Here is a 15,804-nt window from a genome sequence, read left to right on the forward strand (position 1 = left end):
TCGATCATTTCATTAAAGATATTCTGCTTTCCAAATTTCTCGGGTCAGGTTAAGTTATGCTCCCATTGATTAACGACACTAACCACGCCGCTTCGAAGGCTTTCCGACACCGGCTAACGCAGCCTTACCCGATCCATGACATCGCTTATGCCGGCACGGAGCGGCGCTCTCTCGGAAATGCGCCAGTCCGGAAGCCGTATATTGGCAACCCCATTAAATCGACGATTTTTAGCTGCACTTAAAAAACTTCTCTTTTTCAGAAATTCAAAGGACTATCCGATGAGCAAACTGATTGATCTTCTTCTGAAAATTCAATACTTGACTCCATTCCAGCGCAAAACTTACGTAAGCTCCGGGTTGATCGGCAGCCTTATCCTGGTGCCCGACCTCTATTTGGCCGGCGCCCACTACACGCTGGAATTTCTGCATATCTTCTACGAATCGCTGTGTTTCATGCTCGAAGAGCTGATCGGACATAGCCTCCACCTCAGCAAGTACCATAGCCAGCTGATCCTGTTTTATGCGCAAGTCGTGATCGTTGCGGGTTTAGCCTATAAAATATGGCGAACGGCGCCCAGGCTTTATCACCGCACCACTGCGTATCTTCGTGCTTCCTGGCTGAAAACGATCAAGGACGGCAAACAGTTCTGGACCGAGCTGCCCGGCCGCAAACGGATAAAAGTGCTGGCCGGGTGCATGGCCGGCATGTTCGGCTTGTATTTCTGGGCCACCAGCTGAATCTTTCGTCACCGAATTCCCGATTTAAGTTGTTATTGATCACGGTCCCGATCAAGTCCTTCGGCAGGCTCCCCGCGCTTATCGAAGGGTTCGGACTAAGCGGAGCCGAAGCTTCAGCGGGCCGGCGCAATATCGGTGATCTCCAAGAAACGCGCAGGCAATCACGCTATTGGAGCTTCTGCCTTTTATCGAAGCCATTAAGCCGGTTTGAAACATTCGAGACAACCTTGCATGACCGCCTTTGGAAACATCCCCAAACGTTACGGACGGGATCATATCCCGTCCGGCATTTGGACCGTTGGCGCGCTGCGTGGATCTTCGGAAAAAAGGACATAGCGCGATTGCCCTGAAGAAACGCTCCCTATGACGCCAAACCGGTCAAGAATCTGATATATTGGCAGCCTGTCGCCAATGGCGTCGTTTGTCGGCTCAATAACAACGGTTTCTCCGTTCTCCCACACCCTGTTATGTTACGAAAAATCCTTATCGCGAACCGCGGCGAAATCGCGGTGCGCATCATTCGCGCCTGTGCCGAGATGGGTATCCGCTCGGTGGCGATCTATTCCGAGGCCGACCGGTTTGCGCTGCATGTCAAGAAAGCCGACGAATCCTACTGCATCGGCAGCGAGCCGGTCGCGGGTTACCTGAACGTCTACGGGCTGGTCAATCTGGCCGCCGCCACCGGCTGCGACGCGATCCACCCGGGTTACGGCTTTCTTTCCGAAAACGCGCAATTCGCCAAGGCCTGCGCCGATCGTGGACTGATCTTCATCGGCCCTGCGGCCGAGGTGATCGAGCGAATGGGCGACAAGACCGAAGCCCGCAAAGCGATGATCGCGGCGGGCCTGCCGGTCACGCCCGGTTCCGCCGGAAACCTCGATACGGTAGACGAAGCGCTCGAAGTGGCCGAAGCCATCGGCTACCCGGTGATGCTGAAAGCGACTTCGGGCGGCGGCGGGCGCGGCATCCGCCGCTGCGATTCGGCCGAAGAACTTCGGCGCAATTACGACCGGGTGATTTCCGAGGCCGGCAAGGCGTTCGGCCGGGCCGAAGTATTTCTCGAAAAATGCATCGTGAACCCGCGCCATATCGAAGTGCAGGTGCTTGCGGACCAGCACGGCAACACGATTCATCTGTACGAACGCGATTGTTCGATCCAGCGCCGCAATCAGAAACTGATCGAGATCGCGCCGTCGCCGCAGCTCGGCGAAGCGCAGCGCCAATATATCGGCGGACTTGCGGTGCTCGCCGCCAAAGCGGTCGGTTACACGAACGCCGGCACGGTCGAATTCCTGCTCGACGACCAGGACCGTTTCTATTTCATGGAAATGAACACGCGCGTGCAGGTCGAGCATACGATCACCGAAACGATCACCGGCGTCGATATCGTCGAGGAGCAGATCCGGGTCGCGGCCGGCCTGCCTTTGCGCTTCCGGCAGGAAGAAATTCGCCGGCGCGGCTACGCGATCCAGTTTCGGGTCAACGCCGAAGATCCGCAAAACAATTTCCTGCCCAGCTTCGGGCGCATCTCGCGCTATTACGCGCCGGGCGGGCCCGGCGTCCGGACCGATACCGCGATTTATACCGGCTATGAAATACCGCCGTTCTACGATTCGATGCTCGCCAAGGTAATCGTCAGCGCGCTGAGCTGGGAGGATGCGATCAAACGCGGCGAACGGGCGCTGCGCGACATGGGCCTGTTCGGGATCAAGACCACGATTCCTTATTATCTCGAAATTCTGCGCCACCCCGAGTTCCGCTCGGGGCAGTTCGATACCGGATTCGTCGAAAAGCACCCGGAGCTGATCCATTATTCGCACAAACCCCGGCCCGAAGTACTGGCCAGCGTGATCGCGGCCGCGATGGCCGCGCATACCGGCCTTTGATTTTAATGTCCACAAAAAGAAAAATGAGACGGGAGATTGGGTGCAAAAAGCCGGTAGAGCGGGCAGACCGCTTCATCGTTTGCCTACCCTTCACTTGGATCGCTATTCGACGGTACGTGCTGTGAACGTTTTCGTGCCTTTCGTGGACAATGTTAGTCTCTGCTGATCAAGACCCAACCATGCAAAAAGTTCATATCACCGATGTTATTTTGCGCGATGCGCATCAATCCCTGATTGCGACGCGCCTGCGCACCGAAGACATGCTGCCCGCCTGCGCGATGCTCGACGCGATCGGCTACTGGTCGCTGGAATGCTGGGGAGGCGCGACGTTCGACGCCTGCCTGCGGTTTTTAAAGGAAGATCCCTGGGAGCGCCTCGCCAAACTGAAGGCCGCATTGCCGAAAACCCCGCTGCAGATGCTGCTGCGCGGACAGAACCTGCTCGGTTACCGGCATTATTCGGACGATGTGGTCAGAGCATTCGTACAGCGGGCCGCCGAAGCGGGCATGGACGTGTTCCGCATTTTCGACGCCTTGAACGACATTAGAAACCTCAAAACCGCGATCGAAGCGGTCAAGGCCAGCGGCAAGCATGCGCAGGGCACGATCTGCTACACGACCAGCCCGGCGCACGACACCGCAAGCTTCGTCGCGCTCGCGAAGGACCTGGCCCAACTCGGCTGCTCTTCGCTCACGATCAAGGACATGGCGGGCCTTTTGACCCCTTACGCGACTTACGAGCTGGTCAAGGCGCTGAAGGATGCGGTCGACCTGCCCCTGCACCTGCATTCGCACGCGACTTCGGGGCTGGCCGAAATGTGCCAGTTGAAGGCGATCGAAGCCGGCTGCCGGCATATCGATACGGCCTTGTCGTCCTGGTCCGGCGGCACCAGCCACCCGCCGACCGAAAGCCTGGTGATTGCACTGCAAGGCACCTCCCACGACACCGGCCTGGATCTCGACCGGCTTCAGGAGGCGAACCGCTATTTTGCCGAAGTACGCAAGAAATACCGCCGCTTCGAGAGCGAATTCACCGGCATCGATACCCAGGTGCATATTTTTCAGGTTCCCGGCGGCATGATCTCGAATCTGGCCAACCAGTTGAAGGAACGCAACGCGCTGGACCGGATCGGCGAAGTCTACAAGGAGATTCCGTCGGTCAGGAAAGATTTGGGTTACCCGCCGCTGGTCACCCCGACCTCGCAGATCGTCGGCACCCAGGCGGTGCTGAACGTGCTGACCGGGAAGCGCTACGAATCGATCACCAATGAAGTCAAACGCTACCTGCAGGGCGGCTACGGCAAGGCGCCCGCGCCGGTCGATCCGGATTTGCAGAAACGCGCGATCGGCAGCGAAGAACCGATCGACTGCCGCCCGGCCGATCTGCTCAAGCCGGAACTCGACCATCTGCGCGAGGAAATCGGCCATCTCGCGCTGAACGACCGGGACGTGCTGAGCTATGCGATGTTTCCGGAAGTCGGCAAACAGTTTCTCGAACAACGTTCTTCCGGCAATCTGGTGCCGGAGCCGCTCGAAATCGAGCCGGCGGCCGAGAGCGGCATCAAAAAGGCGCCGACCGAATTCAATGTCGCACTGCACGGCGAGTCCTACCATGTCAAAGTGACCGGCGCCGGTCCGAAGAACCAGATGCTGCGCCATTTCTATTTCATGGTCGACGGCGTGCCGGAAGAGATCGTGGTCGAAACGCTGGATGAAATCGTACTGGAAGGCGGCACGCAAGGCGCGGTGCAAAGCAATATCGCCAGCAAACGCCGGCGCCCGACCGAACCCGGCGACGTCGGCGTACGGATGCCCTGCAATGTGCTGGAGGTTCCGGTCAAGGTCGGCCAGCGGGTCGAGGCCGGCCAGCCCGTGCTGGTCACCGAGGCGATGAAAATGGAAACCGAGGTCACCGCGCCGGTCGGCGGCATCGTCAAAGCCGTACATGTGGTCAAGGGTGAACCCGCCAACCCGGATGAAGTCCTGATCGAAATCCTACCCAATAATTGACTCAATGACCAAACCGATAATCGCGGATGATGCCGCGCTCGACCAAGCCGTTCATCTGCTGCGCCAGGGCCGCCTGGTCGCCTTTCCGACCGAAACCGTTTACGGCCTGGGCGCCGATGCCGCGAATGCGGAAGCGGTCGGCCGCATCTTTGCGGCCAAGGGACGCCCGGCGGATCATCCGTTGATCGTGCATATCAACGGCGCCGGCCGCCTGGACGACTGGGCCGAGTCCGTACCCGAGGCTGCCCGGCGCCTGGCCGAACGTTTCTGGCCCGGCCCGCTGGCGATCATTCTGAAAAAGCGGCCGCACGTGCCCGATGCGGTGACCGGCGGCCAGCCGACCGTCGGCCTGCGCGTACCGGGCCATCCGGTCGCGCTGCGCCTGCTCGAAAAATTCGGCGGCGGCATTGCCGCTCCTTCCGCGAACCGTTTTTGCCGGATCAGTCCGACCACGGCCCGGCATGTCGAAGAAGAACTCGGCAATAGCGTCGATCTGATTCTCGACGGCGGCCCGTGCAAGGTCGGCGTCGAATCGACGATCGTCGACCTGAGCGGCGCCCGGCCGCGGCTGCTGCGGCCCGGTCGTATCAGCCGGGTTCAGATCGAAGAAGTGCTGGGAGTCGGCCTTGAGCTTGCCGCGAAAGCCGGGTCGCTCAATGTCCGTGCGCCCGGACTGATGGCGGTGCATTACGCACCCAGTACCACCGCGCTGTTATGCCCCAGCGGGGATATCTGGGAAACGCTGAGGCAACTGATCGCCCAAGGCCGCCGGGTCGGCCTGATCGCTTACCACCGCGCCGTGCTTCCTCCCGGTTTGGCCCATACCCTGCTCATGCCTGCGGAAGCGTACGATTACGCCCAAGCGCTTTATGCCGCCCTGCGCGAAACGGATAATCTTGGCCTCGACATGATCGTAATCGAACAGCCTCCCGAAAGCGAGGCCTGGCATGCGGTGAACGACCGGCTGCGCAAGGCAACCGTGCCCTCCGGTTCGGCGATTCCCGGCTCGTAAGCCCGGTAAGCTCAAATTCCAAATAAGGTACGCGGAGCGTACCCTGCTCCAGGTCTTTCAATATTCAGTATGGCCGACAAAGTTTTCAATTTAGAAGCGGCGCTCGCCTACGACCGCGATCACATCTGGCATCCCTATACTTCGATGATCGCTCCGGATCCGGTGTATCCGGTCGTTTCAGCGAACGGCGTCATGCTGAAACTGGCGGACGGACGGGAACTGATCGACGGAATGTCGTCCTGGTGGGCGGCGATCCACGGCTACAACCACCCCCGCCTGAACGAAGCCGCCATCGAACAGCTCGGCAAAATGGCGCACGTGATGTTCGGCGGGCTGACTCACCCGGCCGCGATCGGGCTGGTCGAACGCCTGCTGGCCATTTGCCCGCGGGGGCTGGACAAGGTATTCTTCTGCGATTCGGGTTCGGTCAGCGTCGAGGTGGCGTTGAAAATGGCGCTGCAATACTGGCAGGCGCAGGGCGAAACCGAAAAACACCGCTTCATCGCGCTTAGCGGCGGCTATCACGGCGACACCTTCGGCGCGATGTCGGTCTGCGATCCGGTGACCGGGATGCATCACCTTTTCCGCTCGGTGCTGCCGAAACACTTTTTCGCTCCGCGTCCCGGCTGCCGTTTCGATCAAACCTGGAACCCCTGCGATGTGGAAGGCTTGGAAAAACTCTTCCAGGAACATGCCGGCGATTGCGCCGCGCTGATCCTCGAACCGGTCGTACAGGGTGCCGGCGGCATGTGGTTCTACCATCCCGACTATTTGAAGGCCGCGCGCGATCTCTGCGACCGCTACGATGTGCTGCTGATTGCGGATGAAATCGCGACCGGCTTCGGCCGCACCGGGCGCCTATTCGCCTGCGGGCATGCGGGCATCGCCCCCGACATCCTGTGCGTCGGCAAAGCCCTGACCGGCGGCTATCTGAGCCTGGCGGCGACTTTATGCACGGCGGACATCGCCGAAACGATCTCGCACGGCGAAGCCGGCTGCTTCATGCACGGCCCGACTTTCATGGGCAATCCCCTGGCCTGCACCATCGCCGCGGCCAGCATCGACTTGCTGCTCGCTTCCGACTGGCAAAGCCGCATCGGCCGTATCGAATCCGGGCTGAAAGAAGGCCTGGCTCCATGCAGCGATTTGCCGGGAGTGACCGACGTCAGAGTGCTCGGCGCGATCGGCGTGGTCGAAATGGCCGCGCCGGTCCGGATCGCGGCCGTACAGAAGCTGCTGATGGAACGCGGCGTCTGGCTCAGGCCTTTCGGCCGCCTGATCTATACGATGCCGCCTTACCTCATCAATGATGCCGAACTCGGCCATCTGGCCGGGGAGATATTTGCTGTGATCGAACAATTGGCGAAAATTGGCATTTGACGGCAATCACCCCTTACCTATCCCTCAAAGCGGCATAATTTTTTGCCGTTCTCGGTGCTGGTTCACTTCCACCGTCACATGAACCAATTCCGTATGGATGCCTAACAGTTTCCTGAAGTCGTCCGGCGTCGCCTCTTCTTGAACGGCAAGCGACAGGATGCAGGCGTACTTGCCTTTCCCGACACGCCAGACGTGCAGATCGGTAATTTCAGCCTTGACGGGGCTTGTCCCGATAACCTCGGGGATTTCGGCCACCACAGGCGCATCCATTTCAGCATCGAGCAGTACGCGTCCGGTGTCATGCAGCAATCCATACGCCCATATAATAATGAGAGCGGCCCCCACCATGCCCATTACCGGGTCGAGCCAATTCGCTCCCCAACGTTTGCCGCCAAACAACGCCAGCATAGCGAGCATCGAGGTCGCCGCGTCGGACAGGACATGTACATAAGCCGCACGCAGATTCAAGTCGTGATGAGGGTGAGCGTGATCTTCGTGCTCATGGCGATGGCCGTGATCGTGATGATGGGTATGACCATCTTTCAGCAGCCATGCACAAACCAGGTTGACCAATAAACCAACCCCGGCAATCGCGATGGCTTGATCGTAGTGAATCGGCGTCGGGGCGACGAGGCGTTCAATCGACTGGTAGAGCATCAGTCCGGCGACGCCTACGAGGCAAATGGCGCTGGTGTACCCGCCCAGCACTTCGATTTTCCACGTACCGAAGGCAAAGCGCTTATCGCGGGCAAAGCGTCGTGCCGCCCCGTAAGCCAGCACCGAGAGACCCAGCGCCAAGGCATGCGAACTCATGTGCCAACCGTCGGCCAGCAGCGCCATCGAGTTGAAGGTCCATCCCCCGGCGATCTCGGCAGCCATCATGACAGAGGTCAATACGAGAGCCCCGCGTGTGTTCCTCTCGGCCAGCGGATTACCCTCGTCGAAGACGTGGGTGTGGCGCCAGGCATCAACAGAAGCGGAAATTGGCATTTGACAGTACCTTTTGTCTAAATTCGATATACTATACTCCAGTATATTTTATTGCCAAGCAAAAAGGCCGCCATGCCCCATACCATCAAAGGTAAGAAACCCTTGTTGACCCGCGTTCGACGCATTAAGGGCCAGACCGAGGCGCTGGAAAGGGCACTGGAACAGGAGACGGAATGTTCGGCAGTGCTGCAGCAGATCGCCGCGATCCGGGGCGCGGTGAACGGATTGATGGCCGAGGTGCTGGAAGGGCACATCCGCGAACACCTTGGCGCGGATGACTTACCTCCGAAGCAGCGGAGCGAGGATGTGGAACAGGTGGTTGCCGTGCTGCGTTCCTACCTCAAGTAGGCTTAGCGCACGATTTTTTTCGGATGCCGTGGCTCCCCGTGTGAAACAGCTGACCGTTCGGCTTCCGGCCAGCCTGAATCAAACCGGAACCTGGCCTGACTTCAACGCTTCCAGCATTTTCTCTTTAGGCAAATAAATTGTGAAAAGGCAATCTTGTGCGGGGTGATTCTATCGATCTTCAATAAATGCTGAATTTGCATAACCCCGTCGAGTCTTGATTGACGACCCGTAAAGCTCGCGCAAATCCCTACTTTGATTCTTAATGTAGCCGTATCGAAGCTTTGTTGTTTCCTCCGTCCAGGTTGATCAGCAATGCCCTAGCCAAACGCTCCGGATCGGAAGTTGTAATTAGAACCAGGCGGCTGCGTCTATCCTGGTTCGGGCGTTCCGGCAAGGGCGCTGGTGGGTACAAGTGACCGGCGACGGCATGCACCGCTGAGGGTGTAGAGCACTCGGGGAAATAAACCACCCCTTTGATTCGAACTAAATCGTCGGGATGGTTTATCAACAAGGTTTGTAAAACGGTGTTTAGATGCGGCCAGCTTGGCGCGTGTTCCAGATAGAGCGATACGCTGCGGAAGCCATGTTCCGGCAAGGCATTGCCATCGGGAATACGCCTGAAAGCGGGGGGGACGTAGCAATGCAAAGCGGAGACTTCAAATAGGTCTAGCGCAGCCGTCAGCGTTGGAATTGCCGGTGCCTGAATGTTCAGGTATTCAATCAGTTCCGCCTGTTCGTTCGAATCGGCCAGATCGGCGTGAGTCAGTAGCAACAGATCGGCCCAAGCTATTTGCGCACGGGCTTCGGCGTGACGTTCCAGTTGGGCAATGGCTGACGGAATCGCCAGCGTGGTAATGATTTGTTGCAAACGGTAGCGTTTGGACAACCAGGGTTCGCGCAGCAGCGTGTCCAATATGGGTTCCGGGCTCGACGCCGCTGGTCTCGATAATGATGCGTTCGAAAGGCTTGGTTGCGGCATTATTCCAAGCCATCCACAAGTTCTTCAAAGTCGGCGCCAACGCGCCCTTGATCTGGCAACACAAGCAACCGCCCGATAGTACCGCCATCGGAATGTCCCGACTTTGCAGCAAATCCTGATCGATCGGCGTGGCGCCGAACTCGTTGATCAGCACCGCCGTCTTCACGCCGTCCGTCAACAAGCGGTTCAGCAACGTGGTCTTGCCGCTACCCAGAAAGCCGGTCAGAACGATGACCGGGATTTTGTTTGGAATCATCGATATCTCGAAAATGTTGCTGTGAAACACGCCAAGGCACCAGCAAAATATAACTTGTACACTTTATCCCCGTATCTAAACGTCGGCATCGACATGGCAGGCCATCAACGCTTTTAGTATCTGCTGCTTGGGTAAATTGCGGCCGATGAACACCAGTTGAGTTTCACGCTCTTCCTTCTCGGCCCACGGCAGGCCTTGACTGTCGCCCATCAGCATATGCACTCCCTGAAACAGGATTTTGTTTGGACTGCCGGCAAGATTGAGTATGCCTTTGTAGCGCAATAAATCCTTGCCGAAGGCGCCGATAATGATGTCCAGAAAGTGCATGAAGCGAGCCGAGTCCAAAGGTTGTTTCGAACGGTACACCATTGAACTGATGTCATCGTCATGTTCATGGCTGACGTCCTGCAAAAAATCCGGTTCTATTTTCAGAATGTCTTCGAGGTTGAAACCGCCTATATCCAGAATATCCGGTAATTCGGTTTCACCGAAATGTACGCGTTTGATCGGTGCCCTGGGGTTCATGGCGTGCAATCGGCTTTCCAGTTCGGCGATGATTTCCGGTTCCGCAAGGTCGGTTTTGGACAACAAAATGCGATCGGCAAAACCCACTTGTTCCTGCGCTTCATGGTGATCGGCCAGTTGCCGGTGAGCATGGACGGCATCGACCACGGTAATGACAGCATCCAGTTGATAATATTCGGCGATGTCCTGATCGACGAAAAAAGTCTGCGCCACGGGCGCCGGATCGGCCAGACCGGTGGTTTCGATGATCACCCGTTCGAAGCCGGCCTCACCGTTCTCCCTGCGCTCCGACAATTCACCGAGAATACGCACCAGATCACCGCGCACGGTACAGCAGATGCAACCATTGTTCATTTCAACGATTTGCTCGTCGGCTTGTACCAGCAGTTCGTTGTCGATGCCGGTTTCGCCGAATTCGTTTTCGATCACGGCAATGCGTTTGCCGTGGTGTTCGGTCAGAATGCGGTTCAGCAGCGTGGTTTTACCGGCGCCGAGAAAGCCGGTCAAAATGGTGACCGGTACCGGGTAGTTGAGTTTTGGGCTTGCGTTCATCTTGAATCTCCTGAAGGAACAGGGGTTAGCGTTGGCTGGACAGCGATTCGCTATCCGGCTGTGGCGCACTGATCACCACGACTTGTTCGCCGCGCACGGCGTGATAAAAACAACTGGAACGCCGGGTATGGCAGGCTGGCCCCTGTTGATCGACCAGCAACAGCAGCGTATCGCCGTCGCAATCGATGCGCAGTTCCTTGAGAGTTTGATGATGGCCGGAGGTCTCGCCTTTTCGCCATAGCCTCCGCCGTGAGCGCGACCAGTAACAAACCCGGCCGGTACTCAATGTTTCCAGGATAGCCTCGCGGTTCATCCAGGCCAGCATCAATACCTCGCCGCTATCGGATTGTTGCGCAATGGCCGGCAACAGGCCGTCGGCGTTGAAGGGTAATTCAGCCAATACGGCGTCCCAGGACAGGCTGTCCCCAACGGCCAGGGTTTCCGCATGCTTGAACAGCTTCATTTCACCCGCTCGATCAGCGCATAAGCCGAGTGGTTGTGAATCGATTCGAAGTTTTCCGATTCCACCGTGTAGGCGCCAATACGCGGATCGGCGTCCAAACGGGCCGCAACGTCGCGCACCATGTCCTCGACGAATTTCGGATGGTCGTAAGCATATTCGGTGACGTATTTTTCGTCCGGCCGCTTCAACAGGCCATAAACCGGCGACGAGGCTTCGGACTCGACCAGCGCGATCAATTCTTCCAACCAGATGAATTCCCGCGTGCCGGCCGTCACGGTGACGTGCGAGCGCTGGTTGTGAGCGCCGCGCTCGGAGATTTCCTTGGAGCACGGGCACAAGCTGGTCACCGGCACGACGATCTTGACCTTGGTGCGACAACCTTGCGCGTCGATTTCGCCGATGAAGCTGACCTGATAATCCAACAGGCTACGCACGCCGCTCACCGGCGCGGCTTTTTCGATAAAGTACGGAAAACGCATGTCGATGTAGCCGGATTCGGCTTCCAGCCGCGCCAACATTTCTTGCAGCATGGTCGAGAACGAGGCGATGCTGATCTCCCGGTCATGGCTATTCAAAATTTCCACGAAGCGCGACATGTGGGTGCCCTTGAAGTCGTGCGGCAAATTCACGTACATGTCGAAACGGGCGACGGTGTGTTGTTCGCCGCCGCTTTTATCCCGCACCCGCACCGGATGCAGGATGTCCTTGATGCCGACCTTGTCGATCGCAATGCGGCGGGTATCCGTACGGCCCTGGATGTCTTCGATGGTGCAGGTTTTCATGCGGCGACCTCGGTGTAACGGACGCAGGCGGTGTCGGTTTCCCATAGCGTCACGGCATTGACTTTGACATGCGTGCTGTTCAGGGCGGCCGACAACTGGCGGAAAAACCAGGCCGCCAAGTTTTCGGCGGTGGGGTTGATGCGGTCGAAGGGTTCGATGTCGTTGAGAAAACGGTGATCCAGGCTATCGGCCAATTGCCGGGTTGCCGCCTTGATGGCTTTGAAATCGATGGCAATGCCGATGTCATTCAGTACCCTGGCTTGTACTTCGGTTTCGACTTTCCAGTTATGCCCATGCAGACGGCGGCAATCGCCGGGATAATCGCGCAAGGCATGCGCCGAGCAAAATTGGGCGTGGACTTTCAGGGTATAGAGGCCGCAGGTTGGCTGGGTTTGTACAGAGCGAGTCATGGGTTTTCGAGGTGGCCTGTTTGTTTACCGGATAGGGATGAAAGGTATTGGTTTTGTAGGGCCAGTTCGGCCACGGCTTGCGCCAACAGCAGAGTTTGTTGACGCCCCCCGTGCAACCAGCGCAGCGTGACTTGGCCGTCTTGCATCTCCCGTTGGCCGACCACGATCAACAGCGGTACTTTAGCCACACTGTGTTCGCGGATCTTGTAGCCGATTTTTTCGTTGCGTAAATCGCTTTCCACCGTCAAACCGGCGTGGCTTAAGCGGTCGGCGACGGCCAGCGCATAGGCTTCGGTTGGTTCGCTGATGGGCGCAACCACAATTTGCAGCGGCACCAGCCAGAACGGCAGCCAGCCGGCGTAATGCTCCAGCAAAATGCCGGTAAAGCGCTCCAGCGAACCGAACAAGGCCCGATGCAGCATCACCGGGGTTTGCTTGTTGCCGTCGGCGTCGATATAGCTGGCTCCCAAGCGGCCCGGCAGATTCAAATCGACTTGCAAGGTACCGCATTGCCAATCGCGCCCCACCGCATCGCGCAGTACGAATTCCAGTTTCGGCCCGTAAAATGCGCCCTCGCCGGGGTTATGCGTGTACGGTAGACCGCTGGCTTGCATGGCTTGAATCAAGGCCTGTTCGGCCTGATCCCAAACCGCGTCGCTGCCGACCCGCTGTAGCGGGCGGTCGGAGAATTTGATGCGAATGTCATGAAAACCGAAGTCGCGATAGATGCTTAAAATCAGCTCGCAGATGGCCAGGCTTTCCTGGGTAATCTGCTGCTCGCTGCAAAAGACATGGGCGTCGTCCTGGGTGAAGGAACGCACCCGCATCAAGCCGTGCAAGGCGCCGGAAGGTTCATAACGATGCACCTTGCCGAACTCCGCCAACCGTAGCGGCAATTGCCGATAACTACGCAACCCCTGTTTGAATACCTGTACGCCGCCGGGACAGTTCATCGGCTTGAGCGCGAAAACCCGCTCATCCGGGGTTCGGGTGGTAAACATGTGTTCACCGAATTTTTCCCAATGGCCGGAGGCCTGCCACAGGCCAATGTCCATCACATCCGGGGTGTTGATTTCCTGATAGCCTGCCGCCGTTTGCCGTTGCCGCAAGTAATCGATCAAGCGCTGGAACAAACGCCAACCTTTGGGATGCCAAAATACCGAGCCGGGCGCCTGCTCCTGGAAATGAAACAAATCCATGTCCCGCCCCAGACGGCGATGATCGCGCAGTTCCGCTTCCTCCAGTTGTTTGAGATGGCTATCCAGCTCGGTTTGCGTCGGCCACACCGTACCGTAGATACGTTGCAGCATGGGCTGGCAGTGGTCGCCGCGCCAATAGGCGCCTGCCAGCTTGAGCAATTTGAAGGCGAGTCCGATTTGCCCGGTATCCTCGCCGTGCGGGCCACGACAGAGGTCGGTGAATTCGCCTTGCCGATAGACGCTGATGGTTTCGCCTTCCGGGATCGTGGCCAGCAACGCTTGTTTAAAGCGTTCGCCTGCCGCGGCGAAAAAAGCATCGGCTTGGGCACGGCTCCATGCTTCCCGCCGAATGGGTTCGCGGCGGCCAACGATCTCGCGCATGCGCTGTTCGATCGCCGGCAGTTCGTCGGCCGTCAACGGCCGCGGAAACGCAAAATCATAATAAAAGCCCTGTTCGATGGCCGGGCCGATGGCGACTTGCGCGGCCGGATACAATTCCTTGACGGCTTGCGCCAACAGGTGGGCGCAGTCGTGGCGTAAGGTTTCCAGGTCGGTTTCGATGGCGGATTGATTGGCTTGCATGGCGAAAATTAAAGCGCTGCGATGTGACGAAAACGCGGCTGTTTGAGGCCATCGAAATCGGCGTCGTTGACCCCGTATTGGCTGAGTTTCAAACTGTAAAAAAGGTCGAAATGCTGCTTGACGGTGCGGGTGATGCCGGCGTCGTAAACCGGGGTGACGGTTTGCGCCAAGCCGGCTGGGCGCTCGATCACGACGCCGTCCTGCACCACCAGCCGGCCGTTTTTGAACAGCAACGCGACGTCGGCAAACATGGCCCGGTAATCGATACGAGTGCCGGCGCTTTGGCCGGATCGCTTACGCGGATCGTAAACGGCGATGTCGGCCACGGCGCCGGGAGCGAGATGGCCACGGTCGTCGAGGCCCAGCAGTTTGGCGGCAGAGGAACGGGTCATCGTGGCAATTTCATCTAAAGTCAATTCGCGTTTCAGACCCGGCAATAGGGTGAGCGCCAACGCTTCCTGATTTAGCCGCGCCATGCATTCCTGCCGATAGTCGGCGTCCATCAGCAGCCGCAGCAGTTCCGGGTAGGCCGTGAATGGTGCGCCATTGGGGTGATCGGTGGTGAAAAACAGTCGTTCCGGTGCTTCGGCCAGCAAAAACAGTTCCAAACCAATTGCCCATTGCAGCGTGTTGACGAAGCTGGCCTCGCGGTAGCGGTACGGCACCACGCCGCCCGAGCCTTCGGTTTCGGCGTCCCAGATCACGTATTTACCGGGGCTGGCATCGCTGTGGCGGCTGTATTGGGCGATCACGTCGCCGGAGATGGTGACGGTCTGGCCGAACAAGACCTGGCCGACGTCCATGGTGATGTTGGGATGGCGGTTGAAGGCTTCCAGCAGCTTGGCCGCCGCCGAGGAAAAACCTTTGGCGCCTTCGCTGCCATAGGCGTAAAACTGCACGTGGGCCAGATGCATCGGCAGGCCTTGCGCGGCGTCCATCGTCGCGACGAGGGTCTCGACATTGCCCGGAATGCCGAGATTGTTGCAATGCACGTGCACCGGATGCGGCACGCCGAGCTGATAAACGGCGGTTTGCAAGGTTTGCAGGATTTGCCGGGAACTGAGGCCGTAATCCGGCACCACGTCGTCCAGGCCGAATTGGCGGGCATTCGACTTGAAAGCATTGGCACCGCCGGCATTGATGACTTTCAAACCCAGGGCACGCGTGGCGTTCAGGGTCCAGGCCACGTAATCGTTGACTTGGTTTTGGCCGGCCTTCGCCCGCATCAATCTCAACAACAAATCGTCGTTGCCCAGAATCGCCAGCGCGGCGGTGTCGATGATCGGGATGTCGGCCATTTGCAGATGCACGTCCAGCGCGTTGACCGGCAGCATCGCCGGCTCGACCACGGTGGTATAGCCCATGCGCGCATAGCGGTAGCCGGTGTCGGTTGTCGACCATTTGGCTGTGGTAAACGACTGATTTAAACGCCGGGCCATATGGTTGCGGTGCTGCTCGGGCAATAACAACCGGGCGGTGTTGACGTTGCCGCCGGCGATGTGGCTGTGGATGTCGATGCCGCCGGCCATCACGATCAGGCCGGTCAAGTCGTACACTGCGTCGAAACGGGCTGCCGGGCCGGGATCGGCGACGATGATACCGTCTTGAATGAACAGGTCGTGCGTTTCGCCATGTAAATTTTGGGTCGGATCGTAAATGGAACCGTTATGCAGTTTGATGCGCATGAGATCGT

Annotated in this window: 15 protein-coding genes and 1 pseudogene; 7 read left to right on the forward strand and 9 right to left on the reverse strand. The window is 58.3% G+C overall.

Translation table 11 applies throughout. The features are described from left to right. Positions 1–279 precede the first annotated feature (279 nt). The 5 genes from CC94_RS0107445 (at position 280) to bioA (ending at position 7,025) form a co-directional block, all read left to right on the forward strand. Positions 280–738 (forward strand): hypothetical protein, encoded by a 459-nt coding sequence (locus CC94_RS0107445; protein ID WP_031430367.1) that lies wholly within the window; start codon positions 280–282, stop codon positions 736–738. Positions 739–1,205: 467 nt separating this feature from the next. After that, positions 1,206–2,624, forward strand: a complete 1,419-nt coding sequence (locus CC94_RS0107450) for an acetyl-CoA carboxylase biotin carboxylase subunit (RefSeq protein WP_005368526.1) — start codon at positions 1,206–1,208, stop codon at positions 2,622–2,624. A gap of 179 nt (positions 2,625–2,803) precedes the next feature. Further along, complete coding sequence (oadA, locus tag CC94_RS0107455) at positions 2,804–4,633, forward strand: sodium-extruding oxaloacetate decarboxylase subunit alpha (RefSeq protein ID WP_031430368.1); 1,830 nt, start codon at positions 2,804–2,806, stop codon at positions 4,631–4,633. A 4-nt stretch (positions 4,634–4,637) separates the two neighbouring features. Beyond that, positions 4,638–5,645 (forward strand): L-threonylcarbamoyladenylate synthase, encoded by a 1,008-nt coding sequence (locus CC94_RS0107460; protein ID WP_031430370.1) that lies wholly within the window; start codon positions 4,638–4,640, stop codon positions 5,643–5,645. 69 nt (positions 5,646–5,714) lie between these two features. Further along, positions 5,715–7,025, forward strand: a complete 1,311-nt coding sequence (bioA, locus tag CC94_RS0107465; protein WP_031430371.1) for an adenosylmethionine--8-amino-7-oxononanoate transaminase — start codon at positions 5,715–5,717, stop codon at positions 7,023–7,025. Positions 7,026–7,049: 24 nt separating this feature from the next. On the opposite strand, the gene dmeF is transcribed toward bioA, so the two are convergent. Continuing rightward, entirely contained in the window at positions 7,050–8,015 is a 966-nt protein-coding gene (dmeF, locus tag CC94_RS0107470) for a CDF family Co(II)/Ni(II) efflux transporter DmeF (RefSeq protein ID WP_031430372.1), read from the reverse strand. Between the two features lie 72 nt (positions 8,016–8,087). Between dmeF and CC94_RS0107475 the strand changes: the two genes are divergently transcribed. Beyond that, the gene (locus tag CC94_RS0107475) at positions 8,088–8,363 is read left to right on the forward strand and encodes a metal/formaldehyde-sensitive transcriptional repressor (protein WP_031430374.1); all 276 of its coding nucleotides are present in this window, start codon (positions 8,088–8,090) and stop codon (positions 8,361–8,363) included. Positions 8,364–8,622: 259 nt separating this feature from the next. Here CC94_RS0107475 and CC94_RS21315 read toward each other — a convergent pair whose 3' ends face one another. Continuing rightward, positions 8,623–9,135, reverse strand: coding sequence for a GTP-binding protein (locus CC94_RS21315; RefSeq protein ID WP_425411956.1), 513 nt, complete (start codon positions 9,133–9,135; stop codon positions 8,623–8,625). Then, a pseudogene (locus CC94_RS25445) lies at positions 9,136–9,535 on the reverse strand (CobW family GTP-binding protein); the annotation flags it as partial. It lies immediately after the preceding gene. Between CC94_RS25445 and CC94_RS24595 the strand changes: the two are divergent. Further along, positions 9,471–9,623: a hypothetical protein gene (locus CC94_RS24595; RefSeq protein ID WP_245619815.1), complete on the forward strand. Its 153-nt coding sequence runs from the start codon at positions 9,471–9,473 to the stop codon at positions 9,621–9,623. The pseudogene CC94_RS25445 and the gene CC94_RS24595 sit on opposite strands and share 65 nt — an antisense overlap. Before the next feature lie 50 nt (positions 9,624–9,673). On the opposite strand, the gene CC94_RS0107490 is transcribed toward CC94_RS24595, so the two are convergent. The 6 genes from CC94_RS0107490 to CC94_RS0107515 are packed head-to-tail and all read right to left on the reverse strand — an operon-like array spanning position 9,674 to position 15,796. Beyond that, positions 9,674–10,675 carry a CobW family GTP-binding protein gene (locus tag CC94_RS0107490; protein WP_005368539.1) on the reverse strand — a complete coding sequence of 334 codons (1,002 nt, stop codon included), beginning with the start codon at positions 10,673–10,675 and terminating at the stop codon, positions 9,674–9,676. 25 nt (positions 10,676–10,700) lie between these two features. Next, positions 10,701–11,138 (reverse strand): phosphoribosyl-AMP cyclohydrolase, encoded by a 438-nt coding sequence (gene hisI / locus CC94_RS0107495; RefSeq protein ID WP_005368541.1) that lies wholly within the window; start codon positions 11,136–11,138, stop codon positions 10,701–10,703. Continuing rightward, on the reverse strand, positions 11,135–11,920 hold the full coding sequence (gene folE2 / locus CC94_RS0107500; protein WP_005368543.1) for a GTP cyclohydrolase FolE2: 786 nt from the start codon (positions 11,918–11,920) through the stop codon (positions 11,135–11,137). Before folE2 ends, hisI begins: the two co-directional genes overlap by 4 nt. Next, positions 11,917–12,330, reverse strand: a complete 414-nt coding sequence (gene queD, locus CC94_RS0107505) for a 6-carboxytetrahydropterin synthase QueD (protein ID WP_005368545.1) — start codon at positions 12,328–12,330, stop codon at positions 11,917–11,919. Before queD ends, folE2 begins: the two co-directional genes overlap by 4 nt. After that, complete coding sequence (gene thrS / locus CC94_RS0107510; RefSeq protein ID WP_005368547.1) at positions 12,327–14,111, reverse strand: threonine--tRNA ligase; 1,785 nt, start codon at positions 14,109–14,111, stop codon at positions 12,327–12,329. The genes queD and thrS overlap by 4 nt, the downstream gene beginning before the upstream one ends. Positions 14,112–14,119: 8 nt before the next feature. Then, on the reverse strand, positions 14,120–15,796 hold the full coding sequence (locus CC94_RS0107515) for a formylmethanofuran dehydrogenase subunit A (protein WP_005368549.1): 1,677 nt from the start codon (positions 15,794–15,796) through the stop codon (positions 14,120–14,122). Positions 15,797–15,804 lie beyond the last annotated feature (8 nt).

Origin of the sequence: Methylomicrobium agile (assembly GCF_000733855.1) — a bacterium.
Lineage (GTDB): Bacteria > Pseudomonadota > Gammaproteobacteria > Methylococcales > Methylomonadaceae > Methylomicrobium > Methylomicrobium agile.

Excerpts from the sequence above, each read along its gene's own strand:
- bioA (WP_031430371.1), top strand. The coding sequence starts at position 5,715 with ATGGCCGACAAAGTTTTCAATTTAGAAGCGGCGCTCGCCTACGACCGC.
- CC94_RS0107515 (WP_005368549.1), bottom strand. The coding sequence starts at position 15,796 with ATGCGCATCAAACTGCATAACGGTTCCATTTACGATCCGACCCAAAAT.
- dmeF (WP_031430372.1), bottom strand. The coding sequence starts at position 8,015 with ATGCCAATTTCCGCTTCTGTTGATGCCTGGCGCCACACCCACGTCTTC.
- folE2 (WP_005368543.1), bottom strand. The coding sequence starts at position 11,920 with ATGAAAACCTGCACCATCGAAGACATCCAGGGCCGTACGGATACCCGC.
- CC94_RS0107445 (WP_031430367.1), top strand. The coding sequence starts at position 280 with ATGAGCAAACTGATTGATCTTCTTCTGAAAATTCAATACTTGACTCCA.
- queD (WP_005368545.1), bottom strand. The coding sequence starts at position 12,330 with ATGACTCGCTCTGTACAAACCCAGCCAACCTGCGGCCTCTATACCCTG.
- CC94_RS0107460 (WP_031430370.1), top strand. The coding sequence starts at position 4,638 with ATGACCAAACCGATAATCGCGGATGATGCCGCGCTCGACCAAGCCGTT.
- CC94_RS0107490 (WP_005368539.1), bottom strand. The coding sequence starts at position 10,675 with ATGAACGCAAGCCCAAAACTCAACTACCCGGTACCGGTCACCATTTTG.
- oadA (WP_031430368.1), top strand. The coding sequence starts at position 2,804 with ATGCAAAAAGTTCATATCACCGATGTTATTTTGCGCGATGCGCATCAA.
- hisI (WP_005368541.1), bottom strand. The coding sequence starts at position 11,138 with ATGAAGCTGTTCAAGCATGCGGAAACCCTGGCCGTTGGGGACAGCCTG.
- thrS (WP_005368547.1), bottom strand. The coding sequence starts at position 14,111 with ATGCAAGCCAATCAATCCGCCATCGAAACCGACCTGGAAACCTTACGC.
- CC94_RS0107475 (WP_031430374.1), top strand. The coding sequence starts at position 8,088 with ATGCCCCATACCATCAAAGGTAAGAAACCCTTGTTGACCCGCGTTCGA.
- CC94_RS0107450 (WP_005368526.1), top strand. The coding sequence starts at position 1,206 with ATGTTACGAAAAATCCTTATCGCGAACCGCGGCGAAATCGCGGTGCGC.